The organism is Clostridiales bacterium (genome assembly GCA_025757645.1).
Taxonomy (GTDB): domain Bacteria; phylum Bacillota; class Clostridia; order Oscillospirales; family Oscillospiraceae; genus CAG-103.
The window spans coordinates 194,883-211,202 of record CP107216.1 but is presented as its reverse complement, the minus strand read 5'-3'; the positions used below and the strand labels follow the sequence as shown (position 1 = coordinate 211,202).

The following is a 16,320-nucleotide window of genomic DNA, read 5'->3' as shown; positions in this document are numbered from 1 at the left end:
CTTTCTATCCGGGTTTACTTGCGGAAGAGGGCGATCACGCGGTCGAAGAAATCGCCGATGGCGGTGATGACGTCCTTGACCTTGCCGGTGAAGGACGCGATCTTGTCCTTCGCGCCGGCGAGCTGTTTGAGCGTATCCTGCACGGCGTGCACCTTCGAGAGCAGGGCGTTCGTGTCCAGCTTTTCGAGCGAGCGGCAGAGGTTTACGAGCTGGGTCATCTGGTCGTCCGTGAGTGTGACGTCGTACTCGGCGGCAATCTCTTTGATCTTGGCGCGCAGTTCGGCGTCGGTCATGTCCTTCGTCTCGTTGAGGATGAGCTTGAGCTCATTGACGATCTCGACCGAGTCATAGTCGCCGATGGCCTGCGCGAGCTCCGCCGTCGTGGCCAGCTCCTGCGAGGAGACGGCCTTGGCGGTCTCGTCGAGCTTCGTGCCCGTGATGTCCTCGTATGCTTTGTACACGCCCGTCAGCGCCGCCGTGCCCGAGACGTCGAACGGCGCGGTTACGGTGATCTTCGCATCCGTGATGCCGGCGGTGGCCAGCGCGCTGATGTACATCTGGCTCGTGCAGTAGGTGATGTGCGACGTGTCGACGGTCATGCCCTTGCCGGCGTCGAGCACCTCGATGGAGATGCAGGAGATGGACTTCGTGCCGATCTGCTCGTCGCTGATGACGCCGCTGAGATACTGCCGCTCGTCCTTGTTCGTGACGGTCAGCTCCTTGACGCTGCCGCGCTCGATGCCGAAGGCCTTGTAGACGGTCTTGATCTGGTCGTCCGTGAGGTCTGCGCCGATGACGGTGCGCGTCTCGCCGGCGTCAATGGCCGACACGGCGCCAAGGCTTGCGAGCAGGCACACGGCAAGTACAATGGGCAGGGCCCGTTTGAGAAATTTCATGGTGTTGGTTTCCTTTCCCCGCGCTCCATGGGCTGCGGTGCTTTACAGGATGAGACGCTACCATTGTAAATTGGTTCCCGAAAAAAGGATGACGATTCTGTGAAGAATCGCCTGAATTGTTTGTTAAGATATTGCGCGCCGCATATAAAAATGGACAGACAGAGTTGGGGGACTCTGTCTGTCCAAATCGGATTCACTGCCCTTTGGGGTGGCAGCTATGGCACTGCGCACCGCAATGGGCACAGTTGCCACCGCAGGAGGATTTCCCTTGCCGCTTCTGGCGGATCAGGGAAAGGGAAATGAAGGTGACAATGGCGATAAGTACAATCGAAATCAAAATCGTAGAGAGGTTCGCGCCAATCCAGCTGAACATGGAAAATCACTCCTTTGCGTTTACGAATTTTGGAAAGGCTCAGGCCTTGAGCGTGGTGGCTTCCTTGTAGGGACGCACCAGCATGTAGATGATGCCGGCCAGCGCCAGGATCGCGCAGATGAGGCCGATCACGTTCAGGTTGCCCGTGAAGGCGCAGCCGAACTGGTAGATCATCAGGCCGCACAGGTAAGCGAAGCCGCACTGATAGCCGATGGCGAACCACGTCCACTTCTGGCTGTTCATCTCGCGCTTGATGGCGCCGATAGCCGCGAAGCACGGAGCGCACAGGAGGTTGAACACCAGGAAGCTGTAACCGCTGATGCCGTTGAAGGCAGCTGCGATGTTCTGGTACACGCTGCCGTCGCCGCCGCCGTAGAGGATGCCGAGCGTGCCGACGATGTTCTCCTTGGCAACGAGGCCGGTGATGGAGGCGACTGCCGCCTGCCAGTTGCCCCAGCCGAGGGGCTTGAAGATCCAGGCGACGACGCCGCCGATGGCAGCGAGGATGGAGTAGTCGATCTCGTCCTCGGACAGCATACGGAACGTGCCGTCGACCGTGCCGAAGTACGTGGTGAACCAGACGAGGATCGTGGACAGCAGGATGATCGTGCCGGCCTTCTTGATGAAGGACCAGCCGCGCTCCCACATGGAGCGGAGGACGTTGCCCAGCGTCGGCCAGTGGTAGGCCGGCAGCTCCATGACGAACGGAGCCGGATCGCCGGCGAACATCTTCGTCTTCTTGAGCATGATGCCGGAGACGATGATCGCGGCCATGCCGATGAAGTACGCGGAGGTGGAGACCCAGGCGCTGCCGCCGAACAGAGCGCCGGCGATCATGCCGATGAAGGGCACTTTCGCGCCGCAGGGGATAAAGGTGGTGGTCATGATCGTCATGCGGCGATCACGCTCGTTTTCAATGGTACGGGAGGCCATAACGCCCGGCACGCCGCAGCCGACGCCGATGAGCATCGGGATGAAGGACTTGCCGCTCAGGCCGAACTTGCGGAAGATACGGTCGAGCACGAAGGCGATACGGGACATGTAGCCGCAGGCCTCGAGGAAGGCCAGCATCAAAAACAGGACGAGCATCTGCGGCACGAAGCCGAGCACCGCGCCGACACCGGCGACAATGCCGTCGAGGATCAGGCCCTGCAGCCAGTCGGCGCAGCCCGCCTTCTCCAGACCGTTGCCGATCAGGACCGGAATGCCCGGAACCCAGACGCCGTAGTCGGCCGGATCGGGCGCGTCAAAGCCGTTGGCTTCGAGGTAGGCGACCGCATCGACATACGTCATGCTCACGGTGCTGTCCTCGTCGGCGTCATCGGGGATGTTGTCGTAGTAGGCGGTCATTTCATTCTCAGCCAGGGTCTCCTCATCCTCGACCATGGTGGTCGCGGTGTCGGAGGTGGGCTGGAAGGCTTTCATTTCCGCGAGGGTGGCGTCGGCGTCGAAGTCTTCGGCTTCGGTGTCGAGACCCAGGAACGCGTCGACCGCTTCGGTCGCGGCGGTGTATTCGTCGTTGGCGTCGTTATAAGCGCTCGAGCCGATGCCCAGCAGGTGCCAGCCGTCGCCGAACACGCCGTCATTGGCCCAGTCGGTCGCGGGCGCGCCGACGGCGACCATGGCGACCCAGTAGACCAGGAACATGACCACGGCGAAGATCGGCAGGCCCAGCCAGCGGTTGGTGACGATGCGGTCGATCTTATCGGACGTGGACTGCGTGGCCTTGGATTTCTTGCGGTAGCAGGCGCGGATGACTTCCGCGATGTAGACGTAGCGCTCGTTGGTGATGATGGACTCGGCATCGTCGTCGAGCTCTTCCTCGGCGGCCTTGATGTCTGCCTCGATGTGCTGGTGCACATCCTCGGGGATGTGGAGCTTGGCGAGCACCTTGTCGTCGCGCTCAAAGATCTTGATGGCGTACCAGCGCTGCTGCTCTTCCGGCATCTTGTGCACGGCCGCCTCTTCGATGTGGGCGATCGCGTGCTCGACCGGGCCGGAGAACGTGTGCATCGGCACGGTCTTGGTGGACTTGGCGGCCTCGATGGCGGCTTCTGCCGCGTCCATGACGCCGTCACCCTTCAGGGCCGAGATCTCCACGACCTTGCAGCCGAGCTGCTGCGACAGCTGGCTGATGTTGATCTGGTCGCCGCTCTTGCGCACGATGTCCATCATGTTCACGGCCATGACCACCGGGATGCCCAGTTCGGTCAGCTGCGTGGTCAGGTACAGGTTGCGCTCGAGGTTCGTGCCGTCCACGATGTTGAGGATGGCGTCCGGACGCTCGTCGATCAGATAGTTGCGGGCGACGACCTCTTCGAGCGTGTACGGGCTGAGCGAGTAGATGCCGGGAAGGTCCATGATGACAACGTCGTCATGCTTTTTCAGGCGGCCTTCCTTTTTCTCGACCGTGACGCCCGGCCAGTTGCCCACAAACTGATTGGAGCCGGTCAGCGCATTGAACAGCGTCGTTTTGCCGCAGTTCGGGTTGCCGGCTAAGGCAATCTTGATTTGCTTTTCCATTCGGATGCTCCTTTGCGATATTCTCCTCTGTTGATGGGGGATCCTACCTTATGTAATAAATTTTGCTTACGGATGATTATGCCTGGATCTCGATCATCTCGGCATCGGCCTTGCGCAGACTCAGCTCATAGCCGCGGACCGTGACTTCCACCGGATCGCCGAGCGGTGCGACCTTGCGCACATACACTTCGGTGCCCTTCGTGATGCCCATGTCCATGATGCGGCGCTTGATGGCGCCTTCACCATGCAGCTTCACCACCTTGACCGTTTCGCCGATCTTGGCTTCTCGCAGCGTTTTCATCGTGCTTCCTCCCTTAAATCATGATTTTGCGTGCCATTTCATCGCTGATGGCAACGCGGGATTCTTTGACCTTCACGATCAGATTCCCGCCGATCGCCGATACGACCGTGGCCGTCCCACCGGGGACGAAACCCAGATCTTCCAAGTGCTTTCTGGTCTCCGGGTTTCCGCCGACTTTCAGAATCAGTGTCTCCTCGCCGACATTGGCGAGATTCAGCGGCATCATAGATATCCCTCCACTGGTAACGGTTAGAGCGTGCTAACCTTGGATGAAAAAAGAACGGTTATATTTGTTTAACATGAGTTAAACTTCCCTAACCTTGCTAAAGTTTAATCTATCTAACATCGCGTGTCAAGGGGTATTTGTAAAAATTTTTGCATTGCTTGCATTTTTGGTTAAGGTGTGCTAACCTAGAAGCAATTTTACGAAAAGGTTGGTGGAATCCGCTATGCAGATCTTGAGAGCTGCGGAAGACTATCTGGAAGCAATGCTGATGATGCAGCAGAAACACGGTTACATCCGCTCGATCGACATCGCGGAGCAGCTCGGCGTGACGAAGCCGAGCGTGACCTACACGACCAAGCGCCTGCGCGAAAACGGCTACATCACGATGGACCGCGACGGGCTCATCACGCTCACGCCGAGCGGCATGGACATTGCCGCGCGCATGCTCGACCGGCACCACACGCTCACGAAGTTTCTCATGGAGCTCGGCGTCGACGCCAAGACCGCCGAGGAGGACGCCTGCAAGATGGAGCATGACATCAGCGAGCAGACGTACACGGCGCTCTGCCGCCACGCCATCGGCAACCTCGGCATCCTCGGGGAGGACGATGCGGGCCTCGGCGAGACGGCCGGGACCGACGAGAACTGAACACGCCTCCGGACAGTTCCGCCCGCGGCAGCTCTGGCTGCCGCGGGCGGTTTTGCTTGTCGGGAAAACCCGGAGGGCTTTCCCGACAAAAGGCCTGCAGGCTGCTGCGCGCAGACTTTGTACGCCGGGGGCGCACAAAGTCCACACTTGCAGCCAGAGAAGTATTTTCTCTCACGCACATGTCGCGAGAGAAAATGATTGCAATGCTTTGCCGCCTGCGGGCGGCAAACTCTGCGAGGCTTTTTTGACACGCTGGGCCGCCCGCGGGCATTGACGCGGCGGCGCGGATTTGCTATGCTGAAAAAGAGAAAATACCCCCTTGACTCTGACACGGTGAGAGGGCTTATGCTGTGCGTGAGCTCAAAAAAATACGACCGGCACGGAGGTACCGCCATGCTGAAAATCGGTGAATTTTCAAAACTGTCCAGAGTCAGCGTTCGTATGCTGCGCCACTATGATGAGGTGGGGCTGCTCGCCCCGTCGGAGGTCGATTCCATGACCGGCTACCGCTACTACAGCGAGCGGCAGCTCATCACCGCCGGACGCATCGCCGCGCTGCGCGCGCTCGGCTTCGGCCTGAGCGAGACGCGCGAGCTGCTGCGCCTGTACGACGACCGCGCGGCGCTCGATGCGCGCCTGGCCGCGCAGCGCACCCGGCTGGAGGCGCTCGCCGCCGACACGGCGCAGAAACTGCGGCTTCTGGACACAGCCCGTGAGCGGCTGAGAAAGGAAGCAGACATGAACTACAATGTGACCATCAGGACACTGCCCGAGCGTTACGCCGCGTGCGTGCGCATGACCATCCCCTGCTACGACGCCGAGGGCACGGTGTGGGACGTGCTGTGCCGCGAGACCGACCACATGCACCTCGTGCCCGACGACCCGTGCTATTGCAGCGTGACGTTCCTCGACGAGGAATATAAGGAGCGCGACGTGCTCATCGAGGCGAGCAAGACCGTCCGCGGCCGCTACCCCGACACGGAGCACGTCAGGTTCCGGACGCTGCCGCCCGTCACGTATGCCGGCTGCGTGTACCGCGGCAGCTACGCGCAGATCAGCGACGTGATCGCAGCCGTCGCGGCGTGGGTCGCGGCCAACGGCTACGAGAGCGCGGGGCCGATGTTCAACATCTACCACGTCAGCCCGCACGAGACGCAAAACCCTGACGAATTTGTGACCGAGGTGTGTTTCCCGGTGCGGGAGGCATAACCCCATTTTTCCGGAGGTGCCCCCATGCTCCAGACCCGCAGACCGGCCCTGAGCGGCAACGCGCTCAAGGGCATCGCCATCCTCGCCATGACGCTCGACCACCTCACGTGGACGCTCTGGCCCGGCTACGCCACCGACTGGTGGGTGCTCGTGTGCCATGTGCTCGGCCGCGTGACGGCGCCGATCATGTGGTTTTTCATCGTCGAGGGCTACCACTACACGCACGATGTGAAAAAGTACGCCGCGCGCCTGTTCGCGCTCGCGCTCATCTCGCACTTTGCGTATGATTTCTGCTTCGGCATCCCGTTTGTGCCGCTGTCCACCGGGCCGTTCAATCAGACGGGCGTCGTGTGGTCGCTCGCGTGGGGGCTGGTGCTGCTCGTCATCCACGACGACGCGCGGCTGAAAGACTGGGTCAAGATCGCGCTGACGTTTGTGATCTGCGCCATCACCTTCCCGTCGGACTGGAGCTGCGTGGCCGCGATGGCGATCTTGTTCATGGGGCAGGCGCGCGGGGACTTCCGAAAGCAGATGGGCTGGCTCATGGTGTGGTCGGCCGTGTACGCGCTCGTGTATTTCTTCTTTATAGATAAGGTATACGCACTCGTGCAGCTTGGCACGGCGCTCGCCATCCCGCTGCTGCGGTGCTATGACGGCACGCGGGGCAAATGGCGCGGCATGGGCTGGCTCTTTTACGTCTATTATCCCGCGCACCTCGCGCTCATCGGCGTGCTGCGCGTGCTGCTCTGGGGCGCGGGGGCGTCCACCGCCGCCGGCAGCTTCTGACGGCAATGTGCACAACGGCATCCGCCCGGACGGGGGAAAACTTCGTCCGGGCGTTTTTGCGCCCGGTGGTGGCATTTCGCCGGGGTTCGTGGTAAAATGCTGTGCAATGTGAGACAAAGGAGGCGGCGCGCGTGCGCTACCAGTGTCTGGTGCTCGACCATGACGACACCGTCGTCAATAGCACCGCGACCATCAATTACCCGGCCTTCGTGCAGACGCTGCAAAAGCTGCGGCCGGACGTACACATGACGCTCGACGACTTTTTTTCCTACTCGTTCGAGCCGGGCTTCGGCGCGCTGTGCAGCGATATTCTGGGCTTTTCCGATGCGGAGATGGACATCCAGTACCAGACGTGGCTGGATTATGTGCGCACGCACGTGCCCGACACGTTCCCCGGTATGCGCGACCTGCTGCAGCGGTTTCACGCCGCGGGCGGGCATATCTGTGTCGTGAGCCACTCCGTGCCGGAAAACATCCTGCGCGACTACCGCGCGCACGACCTGCCCACGCCGGAGCGCATCTACGGCTGGGATTCAGACCCCGAGCGGCGCAAGCCCGCGCCGTGGCCCATCTACCAGATCGAGCGGGAGCTCGGCCTGCGGCCGGAGCAGCTCGTGGTCATCGACGATCTCAAGCCCGGCAAGGACATGGCTGACCGCGCGGGCGTGGACTTCATCGCGGCGGGGTGGACGCACACCGTGCCGCACATCATCGAAACGATGCAGTGCATCTGCCCGCACTACTGCCGCACGGTGGCGGAGCTGGCGGCGCTGCTGCTGGACGAAACGGAGGCATAACGATGGATACTAGGATGATTCGCACGGCGACCCTCGCCGACCTCGACGCCGTGGCGGCGGTGGAGGCAGCGTGCTTCCCGGCGGCGGAGGCCGCGACGCGGGAGGAGCTCGCAGGCCGGCTGGCGCACTATGGCGACCACTTCTGGCTGATGTTTGACGGCGGCACGCTCATCGCGTTCGTGGACGGCATGGTCACGGACCGCACCGACCTCACGGACGACCTCTACGCGGACGCCGCGCTGCACGACGCGCACGGCGCGTGGCAGATGATCTTCGGCGTGAACACGCTGCCAGACTACCGCCGGCACGGCTATGCGGGACAGCTCATCGAGCGCGCCATCGCCGACGCGCGCGCGCAGGGCCGCCGCGGCCTCGTGCTCACGTGCAAGGACCGGCTCGTGCACTACTACGCGAAGTTCGGCTTCGTGAGCGAGGGCGTGTCGAGCTCTACCCACGGCGGCGTCGTCTGGTATCAGATGCGCCTGACGTTCTGAAAAATGCAGCCCCGGCGCGAAAAACATCCGCGCCGGGGCAAAACAAAACCTTGACTCTACAACCGTTGTAGAGTTTACAATGACGGTATTCCACGCAAAGGGGCAAACGCCATGGAGAAAAATCTCACGACCGGCAGCGTCTTTGGCAACATTGTGCGCTTTTCGCTGCCGTATCTGCTCTCGTACTTCCTGCAAACGCTCTACGGCATGGCCGACCTGTTCATCATCGGCCAGTACGAGGGCGTGGCCAGCACGACGGCCGTGTCCATCGGCAGTCAGGTCATGCACATGCTCACGGTCATGATCGTGGGCCTTGCCATGGGCGCGACGGTCACGATCGGTCAGGCCGTCGGCGCGCGCGACCGCCGGGGCGCGGCGGGCTACATCGGCAACACGACGACGCTGTTTCTGGCGCTGAGCGTCGTGGTGACGGGGGTGCTGCTGGCGCTCGCGCGGCCGATCGCGGCGGTCATGTCCACGCCGGCCGAGGCCGTGCCCGGCACGGTCGCCTATCTGCGCATCTGCTTTCTCGGCGTGCCACTGATCACGGCGTACAACATCATCGCATCCATCTTCCGCGGTCTGGGCGACTCGAAGCGCCCGATGTACTTCATCGCCATCGCGTGCGCGGCAAACATCGCGCTCGACTATCTGTTCATGGGCGCGCTGCACATGGGCCCGGCGGGCGCCGCGCTCGGCACGACGCTGGCGCAGGCGGCCAGCGTGGTCGTGTCGCTGGCCGTCATCCGCCGCGAGCGCGACGGCATCGCCCTCACGCGGAGCGATCTGCGCCCGCGGCGGGCGGTCATGGGGCGCATTTTGCGCATCGGCGTGCCGGTCGCGCTGCAGGATGGGCTGATCCAGATCGCGTTTTTGTTTATCACCGTCATCGCCAACCGCCGCGGCCTCACGGACGCCGCCGCCGTCGGCATCGTGGAGAAGATCATCAGCTTTTTGTTCCTCGTGCCGTCGTCCATGCTCTCGACGGTGTCGGCCCTCGGTGCGCAATGCATCGGCGCGGGCAAGCCCCGCCGTGCGCTGCAGACGCTGTGGTACGCCATCGCCGTTGCGTTCGGCTTCGGCGTGCTCATCACGATCGTCATCCAGTTCGTGGCAGAGCCCGTCGTGGGCCTGTTCACGGACAGCGCGGCCGTCGCCGCCGCGGGCGGGCAGTACCTGCGCGGGTACATCCTCGACTGCTGTTTTGCCGGGCTGCACTTTTGCTTCAGCGGGTATTTCTGCGCCATCGGCCGCTCGGAGCTGTCGTTTCTGCACAACATCACGGCCGTGGTGCTCGTGCGCGTGCCGGGCGCGTACCTGATGAGCAAGTGGTTTCCCACGACGCTGCTGCCCATGGGCCTGGCCACGGCGGCGGGCTCGCTGCTGTCGGTCATCATCTGCGTGATCGCGTTTCTCGTGCTGCGCCGGCGCGGCCGGCTCGTGCCGGAGGAGGACTGACATGGCGCGGACACAGGAGCTGTTTTCCATCGGCGACGTGGCGCAGCTGTTTCACCTGAGCGTGAGCAGCCTGCGCCACTATGAGACCATCGGCCTGCTTACGCCGGAATACACCGACCCCGCGACCGGCTACCGCTACTACGGGCCGCGGCAGTTTGAGGTGCTCAACACCATCCGCTACCTGCGCGCGCTGGATATGCCGCTCGGGCAGATCCGCGCCTTTCTGCGCAACCGCGACGGCGGACTTCTCGCGCGAGATCACGATGATCGACTACGGCCTGACGAGCGACCCGGAAAAATTCGTGACCGAGATCCGCATCCCCGTCACGGAGGCATGAAAAAACGCTGTCCCGAAAATGGGACAGCGTTTTTGCGCTTTGGTGCGTCAGAAGCTGCCGCTGCGGCCGTGGCCGCCGCCACCGGAAAAGCTCGACCCGCCGCCACCGGAGTGCTGGTCGTTGTCGCGCTCGATCTTGCGGCGCGTCGTGGTCGTGTGGGTGTAGACATCGTCGCGCCGCGTCAGGTGCAGGCCCGCGGGCGTGACGTAGGCGCGCGCCTCGGTCTGGCGGCGCACGGAGCGCATCTTCGCCTTGAGAATCAGGCAGACGATGAGCGCGATGACGCACGAGATCACGAGCGCGATGCCCAAATTGCGCAGCAGCGACGGCGCGGAGAAGCCGGGGTCAACGTCGGCGTCATGGCCGGGGCTGTAGGCATAGTCAGAGTCGCTGCCGGTATAGGACTCGCCGCTGAGCAGGCCGGCGCAGCCGTCGATGTAGTCGCAGAAGCCGCCGTACCAGTCGTCGTTGCGGAAGTCGTCGAGAAAGCCGTCCTCGAGCTGCTGCAGGGCAGAGTCCGGGAAGAGGAGCTCTGCCTTGTCGCCGTAGACGAAGGCGGCGTACTTGCGGTTCGACACGCTCAGCAGCAGGAGCACACCGTCGCGCCCGTCACCGACGCCGAGCGAGTCGTTGTGGTAGAGCGTGTAGGACGCCGTCTCCACGTCGGTGAAGCCGTAGTCGGCATAGTCGTCCACGGTGCGGATGTACACGCCGACGCCGCTGCTGTGCGCGAGGGCGGCGGCGCGCTGCGAGAGCTGGCTGATCTGTTGGTCGGTGAGCAGGCCGGCCTCGTCCGTGACCCAGTCCCCGGCGGCCAGCGCCGGTACTGCGAGCGTCACGGCCAGCAGCAGCACGAGCAGCAGGGCGGTCAGTTTGCGTTTCATATCCGTCGCCTCCTTACAGCAGGAACTGCAAAATTGCAGTCAGCGCCACCGTGAGCGGGGCCGCGATGGCGGCGAACATGCCCCAGAAGCGGCCGCGGTCCGTCGGCAGGTCGCCGACGAGCTTGCCGGTCTGGCCGTTCATGGCGAAGAGGAAGTCCTGCCCGCGCCACTTCGTGCTCAGCATCCAAACCGGCAGCAGGGCGTAGTGCACCTTGCCGCGCCGCAGCGCGATGTCCTCGCGCTCGGTCACGCACGCGCCGTAGCCGGTGACGGTGTCGCGCAGGGCCTGCGCGAGCGTCTCGCTGCAGCGCGTGTCCGCCCGGTCGCGGCTGTCGTCGATGGTCACGTCGTATTTATCCGCCAGATAACCCGGCAGGTACGCCGTGGAAAACGGGCGCAGCTGGGCATAGTCAAACGGCTCGATGGAGTCCATGTGGTCGTCCGGCATCTTGGAGGATGCGTCGACCGGGATCTTCTCAAACGCGAGCGACCCGGCGCGCACCACGTGGTAGTGCCGCGTCTCGGTGATCTCATAGTCGCCGGTCTCGTACACATTCGTGTTGCTGGCGCGATAGCTGGCCGCGCCCTCCGCGCCGCCGTCAAACAGCCAGAACGGGACGTACACGCCCTGGATCTGCTCGATGTGGTTGGCGGACGTGAACGAGCGCGGCAGGAAGGGCTTGCCCTTGTAGTGCGCGCGCAGCGCCTGCACGGCGTCGTCCTTGCTCAGGCGAAACGGGAGGATAGAGTCCGGCCGCAGCGCGCCCGAAAACTGCCCCGGCACGATCGCCGGGTTGCCGCAGTAGGGGCAGGCCGTGGCCGCGGTGCTCTGGTCGCAGATGAGCTCCGCGCCGCACGACGGGCAGCTGTAGACGCGCAGGCCGTCCGCCTCCGCGCCCCAGTCGCGGCTGAGGTCGGAGGTGTCCCAGCCGCCGGAGGCCGCGGCGGCTTCCGCAGCCTCGGCCTTGGCAGCCTGCGCTGCTTCGGCCTTCGCGTCGGCCGCCTGCTTGGCTGCGGCGGCCTCGGCCTCCTTGCGGGCATAGAGCGCCTCGATCTCGGCCACGTCGAATGACGAGCCGCAGTAGTCGCACTCGAGCTTGCCGCTCTTGGCCGAATAGTGCAGCGGGGCGGTGCAGGCCGGGCACTGATAGTTCGTTACCTGGGTCGGCATGGCGCGTGCCTCCTTTCGTCCGGGCGGGGGTTACGACTGGATGTCCCCATCGTCAAACGGGTCGCCGCACTCGGGGCAGAATTTCGGCGGGTGGGTCGGGTCGTCCGGCTCCCAGCCGCATTTGTCGCACTTGTATTTCGGTGTGCCGGCCGGTTTCGGGCGGCCGCACTCGGAGCAGAACTTGCCCTTGTTCACCGCGCCGCACACGCACGTCCAGCCCTCCGGCGCGGCCGGGCGCGGCCGGCCGCAGTTGCCGCAGAACTTGCCGGTGTTGCCCGTCTGGCCGCAGGCGCACGTCCAGCTCCCGGCCGCCGGGGCGGCGGGCTGCTGGGCCGCCTGTTGCCGGCCCATGGCATAGAGGTCCTGCGCGTTGACGCCGCCCATCTGGCCGGCCATGCCCATGCCCATGAACGCCATGGCCGGGCCGGTGGCCGTGTTGGACGCGGCTGCCTTCATCGCATCGCCCTGCGAGCGCGAGAGCATCGCCGCCGCGCGCGTCGGGTCCATGTAGGCCGCGTCGCGCTGCATGTCCTTAATCATCTGCTCGTCGGCCTCGTCGGCCTTCACGGACGAGACGCCGAAGGCCACGATCTCCAGACCCCGGCGGTCGCGCCACTGGGCCGAGAGCTCTTCGTTGAGCGCCGCGGCGATCTCCCGCGTGTGGCCGGGCAGCGCCGAGTAGCGGATGCCCATGTCGCTGATGCGCGCGAACGCCGGCTGCAGCGCCGTGAGCAGCTCGCTCTTGAGCTGTCCGTCGAGCGTGTCGCGCGTGTAGTCCTCGGTCACGTTGCCGCAGACGTTGGTGTAAAACAGCAGCGGGTTTGCGATGTGGTAGCTGTACTCGCCGAAGCAGCGGATGCCGATGTCGATGTCGATGCCGGCACGCTGATCCACCACGCGAAACGGCACGGGGCTCGGCGTACCGTACTTGTTGCCGGTCAGCTCCTTGGTGTTGAAGTAGTAGATGCGCTGGTCCTTCGGGGCCTCGCCGCCGAAGGTGAAGCGCTTGCCGATGTTGCGGAACACCTCACCGATGCTCTCGCCGAGGTTCCCGGCGAAGATCGACGGCTCGGTCGATGCGTCATACGTGTACTCGCCCGGCTCGGCGCAGACCTCCACGACCTTGCCCTGCTCGACGATGAGCATGCACTGCCCGTCGGCGACGGCGATGCGCGAGCCGGTGGTGATGATGTTCTCGTCGCCGTGCGTGTTGCTCGAGCGGCGGGTGGTTTTTTTCTGTCCCTTCACGGCCAGCACGTTTGCCGGCAGGGCCTCACAGAGGAAAAATTCCTTCCACTGGTCGGCCAGAACGCCGCCGGCAGCGCCCGCGGCAGCTTTGATCAGTCCCATATACAAACTCCTTTTTGGTGATGGTTTTTCGTCGGATGCGGATGGTTGTGATGGTTTTTCGTCCGCGCTTACATTATAAGGGCGCGCGCGCGCAAAAGCTACACCGGAAGCAAAAATTCAGGCAAAATTCAGAATTTTTTCCCGTCCCGGCGCGATTTTTCGCCGCCCGCTTGACAGCGCCCGCGCCCTGCCGTACTTCGTGCACGGCACGCTGCTGTGGTACTGCACGCAGCACGGGCTGTTCACGCAGCCGATCGACGCGCACAAAAAGTGAGCAGAAAACAGCAAAGGCGTCCCCGAGAGGGGACGCCTTTGCTGCGGTTTTGGATGCATTACGCGATGCCGGTGACCTTATAGTCCTTGGCCTCGACCGTGCTCTTGAGCACGGCGTCGTCCACCGGGGTGCTGAGCGTCACGACGGCTGTGCCCGCCGTGTGGCTGACCTCGGCCTCGGTGACTTCCGGCAGCGCCTCGAGCGCCTTTTTCACGGTCGCCTCGCAGTGAGCGCACATCATGCCTTCGATTTGAATGGTCTTTTTCATTGCAGTTTCCTCCTTGATTTCGGGTACTTCTTTGAGATGGTTTGCACGTTTATGATCGTGGCGCGTATCGCGCAGCTTGAACAGATTCAGGCGCAGGGCGTTCGTGACCACACAGAAGCTCGACAGGCTCATGGCCGCCGCGCCGATCATGGGGTTGAGCGTCAGGCCGAGCGGGACGAACACGCCCGCCGCGATGGGGATGCCGATGGTGTTGTAGAAAAACGCCCAGAACAGATTCTCGTGGATGTTGCGCAGCGTCGCGCGGCTGAGCCGGATGGCCGCCGGCACGTCGCTCAGATGGCTGTTGACGAGCACGACGTCGGCCGCGTCGATGGCCACGTCCGTGCCCGCGCCGATGGCGATGCCGATGTCCGCGCGTGTGAGCGCCGGCGCGTCGTTGATGCCGTCGCCGACCATGGCGACCTTGCCGCGCGCGCTCAGGCGGCGGATCTCGCGCTCCTTGCCGTCGGGCAGCACGCCCGCGATCACCTCGTCCACGCCGGCCTGCGCGCCGATGGCCCTGGCCGTGCGCGCGTTGTCGCCCGTGATCATGACGACGCGGATGCCCATATTCTGCAGCTCACGGATGGCCTGCGGGCTGTCGGGCTTGAGCACGTCCGCCACGGCGACGATGCCGAGCAGCTTTTCGCCGCGGGCGAAAAACAGCGGCGTCTTGCCGGCCTCGGCCAGCGCCTGCGCCTGCGCCTGCATGGGCGCGGGAATGTCGGCCGCCGTGCGGATGAAGTCCGCGTTGCCGCCGCAGAGCGGCTGCCCGTCGAGCGTGGCCCTGAGCCCGTTGCCCGGCAGGGCCTGAAAGTCCGCGACCTCGGCGGCGGTCAGCCCGTCCGCCTCCGCGCGGCGCAGCACCGCCTTGGCCAGCGGGTGCTCGCTCCGGCGCTCGAGCGCATAGGCCAGGCGCAGCAGCTCCATCTCCGTCACGCCCGGGGCGGGGCAGAGGTCCGTCACGGTCGGGTCGCCGGAGGTGATGGTGCCGGTCTTGTCGAGCGCGACGATCTGGATGCGGCCGGTCTCCTCAAGGGAGGCCGCCGTCTTGAAGAGGATGCCGTTTTTCGCGCCCATGCCGCTGCCGACCATGATTGCCACCGGGGTGGCGAGGCCGAGCGCGCACGGGCAGCTGATGACGAGCACGGAGATGCCGCGCGCGAGCGCATAGCCCACGGTGCGGCCGAGCAGCAGCCAGACGACGAACGTCACGAGCGCGATGCCCATGACCGCCGGTACGAACACGCCGGACACCTTGTCGGCGATCTTCGCGATCGGCGCTTTCGTGGCCGCCGCGTCGCTGACCATCTGGATGATCTGCGAGAGCGTCGTGTCCTCGCCGACGCGCGTGGCGCGGCACTTGAGAAAGCCCGACTGGTTCACCGTCGCGGCCGAGACGGCCGCGCCCGGCGCTTTGTCGGCCGGGATGCTCTCGCCCGTGAGCGCCGCCTCGTTGACCGCGCTCGTGCCGGCGAGCACGACCCCGTCGACCGGGATGCGCTCGCCCGGGCGGACGACGAACACGTCGCCGGTTTGCACCTGCTCGACCGGGACGGTCACCTCCGCGCCGTCGCGCTCGACGGTGGCGGTCTTCGGCGCGAGCTCCATGAGGCTGCGCAGTGCGTCGGTCGTCTTGCCCTTCGAGCGGGCCTCGAGCGTCTTGCCCACCGTGATGAGCGTGAGGATCATGGCGGCGGACTCGAAGTAAAAGTCCATCATGTAGTTCATGACGGCCTGCTCGTCACCGCGCACCTGCGCGCCCGTCATGGCAAAGAGCGCGTACGTGCTGTACACGAACGCCGCCGTCGCCCCGAGGGCCACGAGCGTGTCCATGTTCGGCGCGCGGTGCCAGAGCGCCTGGAAGCCGCTGATGAAAAACTTCTGGTTGATGACCATGATGATCACCGTCAGCAGCAACTGCGTCAGGCCCATGGCGACGTGGTTGCCATCATAAAACTTCGGCAGCGGCCAGCCCCACATCATGTGGCCCATGGAAAAATACATCAGCACGAGCAGAAAGCCCAGCGACCAGAAGAGCCTGCGCCGCAGCTTCGGCGTCTCGTGGTCGGCGAGCGCGTCGGCGCCGGCGGCGGGGCCTGCGCTCTGCTGCGCGCCCTTGACCGATGCGCCGTAGCCCGCGGCCTGCACCGCGTCGATGATAGCCTGATCGGCCGCCGTGCCCTCCACTCCCATGGAGTTGGTCAGCAGGCTGACCGAGCACGCCGTCACGCCCGGTACGTTCGACACCGCCTTTTCCACGCGCGCCGAGCAGGCCGCGCAGCTCATGCCGGTGACGTTATATTGCTTCAATGTCGTTCCT

General features: G+C 64.3%; 17 protein-coding genes and 1 pseudogene. 8 read left to right on the top strand and 10 right to left on the bottom strand.

Features of this window, described 5'->3' with window-relative positions; genetic code table 11:
• Positions 1–14: 14 nt before the first annotated feature.
• The 5 genes from OGM61_01030 to OGM61_01010 form a co-directional block, all read right to left on the bottom strand.
• Positions 15–896 carry a DUF1002 domain-containing protein gene (locus OGM61_01030; GenBank protein ID UYI84681.1) on the bottom strand — a complete coding sequence of 294 codons (882 nt, stop codon included), beginning with the start codon at positions 894–896 and terminating at the stop codon, positions 15–17.
• Positions 897–1,089: 193 nt separating this feature from the next.
• Positions 1,090–1,269 (bottom strand): FeoB-associated Cys-rich membrane protein, encoded by a 180-nt coding sequence (locus OGM61_01025; GenBank protein ID UYI84680.1) that lies wholly within the window; start codon positions 1,267–1,269, stop codon positions 1,090–1,092.
• Positions 1,270–1,308: 39 nt separating this feature from the next.
• Positions 1,309–3,792, bottom strand: a complete 2,484-nt coding sequence (gene feoB / locus OGM61_01020; protein UYI84679.1) for a ferrous iron transport protein B — start codon at positions 3,790–3,792, stop codon at positions 1,309–1,311.
• A gap of 76 nt (positions 3,793–3,868) precedes the next feature.
• Positions 3,869–4,093: a ferrous iron transport protein A gene (locus OGM61_01015; protein ID UYI84678.1), complete on the bottom strand. Its 225-nt coding sequence runs from the start codon at positions 4,091–4,093 to the stop codon at positions 3,869–3,871.
• Positions 4,094–4,106: 13 nt separating this feature from the next.
• The gene (locus OGM61_01010) at positions 4,107–4,319 is read right to left on the bottom strand and encodes a ferrous iron transport protein A (GenBank protein UYI84677.1); all 213 of its coding nucleotides are present in this window, start codon (positions 4,317–4,319) and stop codon (positions 4,107–4,109) included.
• Between the two features lie 223 nt (positions 4,320–4,542).
• Between OGM61_01010 and OGM61_01005 the strand changes: the two genes are divergently transcribed.
• From OGM61_01005 to OGM61_00970, 8 genes and pseudogenes are all read left to right on the top strand, one after another.
• Positions 4,543–4,968, top strand: a complete 426-nt coding sequence (locus OGM61_01005) for a metal-dependent transcriptional regulator (protein ID UYI84676.1) — start codon at positions 4,543–4,545, stop codon at positions 4,966–4,968.
• Positions 4,969–5,361: 393 nt separating this feature from the next.
• Positions 5,362–6,177, top strand: coding sequence for a MerR family transcriptional regulator (locus tag OGM61_01000; protein UYI84675.1), 816 nt, complete (start codon positions 5,362–5,364; stop codon positions 6,175–6,177).
• A gap of 24 nt (positions 6,178–6,201) precedes the next feature.
• Positions 6,202–6,963: a conjugal transfer protein TraX gene (locus tag OGM61_00995; GenBank protein ID UYI84674.1), complete on the top strand. Its 762-nt coding sequence runs from the start codon at positions 6,202–6,204 to the stop codon at positions 6,961–6,963.
• A 131-nt stretch (positions 6,964–7,094) separates the two neighbouring features.
• Complete coding sequence (locus OGM61_00990; GenBank protein ID UYI84673.1) at positions 7,095–7,760, top strand: HAD hydrolase-like protein; 666 nt, start codon at positions 7,095–7,097, stop codon at positions 7,758–7,760.
• 2 nt (positions 7,761–7,762) lie between these two features.
• Positions 7,763–8,254, top strand: coding sequence for a GNAT family N-acetyltransferase (locus OGM61_00985; GenBank protein UYI84672.1), 492 nt, complete (start codon positions 7,763–7,765; stop codon positions 8,252–8,254).
• A gap of 111 nt (positions 8,255–8,365) precedes the next feature.
• A complete protein-coding gene (locus OGM61_00980; GenBank protein UYI84671.1) occupies positions 8,366–9,712 on the top strand; it encodes an MATE family efflux transporter in 1,347 nt (448 codons plus the stop codon).
• 1 nt (position 9,713) lies between these two features.
• Positions 9,714–9,881 (top strand): annotated as a pseudogene (locus tag OGM61_00975) (MerR family DNA-binding transcriptional regulator).
• Positions 9,868–10,050 carry a hypothetical protein gene (locus OGM61_00970; protein ID UYI84670.1) on the top strand — a complete coding sequence of 61 codons (183 nt, stop codon included), beginning with the start codon at positions 9,868–9,870 and terminating at the stop codon, positions 10,048–10,050. Before OGM61_00975 ends, OGM61_00970 begins: the two are co-directional and overlap by 14 nt.
• 47 nt (positions 10,051–10,097) lie before the next feature.
• Here the strand turns inward: OGM61_00970 and OGM61_00965 are convergent, their stop codons facing one another.
• The 5 genes from OGM61_00965 to OGM61_00945 all read right to left on the bottom strand — a co-directional run bounded on the left by OGM61_00965 (position 10,098) and on the right by OGM61_00945 (position 16,310).
• On the bottom strand, positions 10,098–10,934 hold the full coding sequence (locus OGM61_00965) for a TPM domain-containing protein (GenBank protein ID UYI84669.1): 837 nt from the start codon (positions 10,932–10,934) through the stop codon (positions 10,098–10,100).
• Between the two features lie 13 nt (positions 10,935–10,947).
• Positions 10,948–12,105 carry a hypothetical protein gene (locus tag OGM61_00960; GenBank protein ID UYI84668.1) on the bottom strand — a complete coding sequence of 386 codons (1,158 nt, stop codon included), beginning with the start codon at positions 12,103–12,105 and terminating at the stop codon, positions 10,948–10,950.
• Between the two features lie 30 nt (positions 12,106–12,135).
• Complete coding sequence (locus tag OGM61_00955) at positions 12,136–13,455, bottom strand: SPFH domain-containing protein (GenBank protein ID UYI84667.1); 1,320 nt, start codon at positions 13,453–13,455, stop codon at positions 12,136–12,138.
• Positions 13,456–13,572: 117 nt separating this feature from the next.
• Complete coding sequence (locus OGM61_00950) at positions 13,573–13,743, bottom strand: hypothetical protein (protein UYI84666.1); 171 nt, start codon at positions 13,741–13,743, stop codon at positions 13,573–13,575.
• A 44-nt stretch (positions 13,744–13,787) separates the two neighbouring features.
• Complete coding sequence (locus OGM61_00945) at positions 13,788–16,310, bottom strand: heavy metal translocating P-type ATPase (GenBank protein UYI84665.1); 2,523 nt, start codon at positions 16,308–16,310, stop codon at positions 13,788–13,790.
• Positions 16,311–16,320: the final 10 nt, after the last annotated feature.

What these genes read in the sequence shown, in the direction of transcription:
- OGM61_01030 (UYI84681.1), bottom strand. Translation starts at nt 896, where the DNA reads ATGAAATTTCTCAAACGGGCCCTGCCCATTGTACTTGCCGTGTGCCTG.
- OGM61_01025 (UYI84680.1), bottom strand. Translation starts at nt 1,269, where the DNA reads ATGTTCAGCTGGATTGGCGCGAACCTCTCTACGATTTTGATTTCGATT.
- feoB (UYI84679.1), bottom strand. Translation starts at nt 3,792, where the DNA reads ATGGAAAAGCAAATCAAGATTGCCTTAGCCGGCAACCCGAACTGCGGC.
- OGM61_01015 (UYI84678.1), bottom strand. Translation starts at nt 4,093, where the DNA reads ATGAAAACGCTGCGAGAAGCCAAGATCGGCGAAACGGTCAAGGTGGTG.
- OGM61_01010 (UYI84677.1), bottom strand. Translation starts at nt 4,319, where the DNA reads ATGATGCCGCTGAATCTCGCCAATGTCGGCGAGGAGACACTGATTCTG.
- OGM61_01005 (UYI84676.1), top strand. Translation starts at nt 4,543, where the DNA reads ATGCAGATCTTGAGAGCTGCGGAAGACTATCTGGAAGCAATGCTGATG.
- OGM61_01000 (UYI84675.1), top strand. Translation starts at nt 5,362, where the DNA reads ATGCTGAAAATCGGTGAATTTTCAAAACTGTCCAGAGTCAGCGTTCGT.
- OGM61_00995 (UYI84674.1), top strand. Translation starts at nt 6,202, where the DNA reads ATGCTCCAGACCCGCAGACCGGCCCTGAGCGGCAACGCGCTCAAGGGC.
- OGM61_00985 (UYI84672.1), top strand. Translation starts at nt 7,763, where the DNA reads ATGGATACTAGGATGATTCGCACGGCGACCCTCGCCGACCTCGACGCC.
- OGM61_00980 (UYI84671.1), top strand. Translation starts at nt 8,366, where the DNA reads ATGGAGAAAAATCTCACGACCGGCAGCGTCTTTGGCAACATTGTGCGC.
- OGM61_00965 (UYI84669.1), bottom strand. Translation starts at nt 10,934, where the DNA reads ATGAAACGCAAACTGACCGCCCTGCTGCTCGTGCTGCTGCTGGCCGTG.
- OGM61_00960 (UYI84668.1), bottom strand. Translation starts at nt 12,105, where the DNA reads ATGCCGACCCAGGTAACGAACTATCAGTGCCCGGCCTGCACCGCCCCG.
- OGM61_00955 (UYI84667.1), bottom strand. Translation starts at nt 13,455, where the DNA reads ATGGGACTGATCAAAGCTGCCGCGGGCGCTGCCGGCGGCGTTCTGGCC.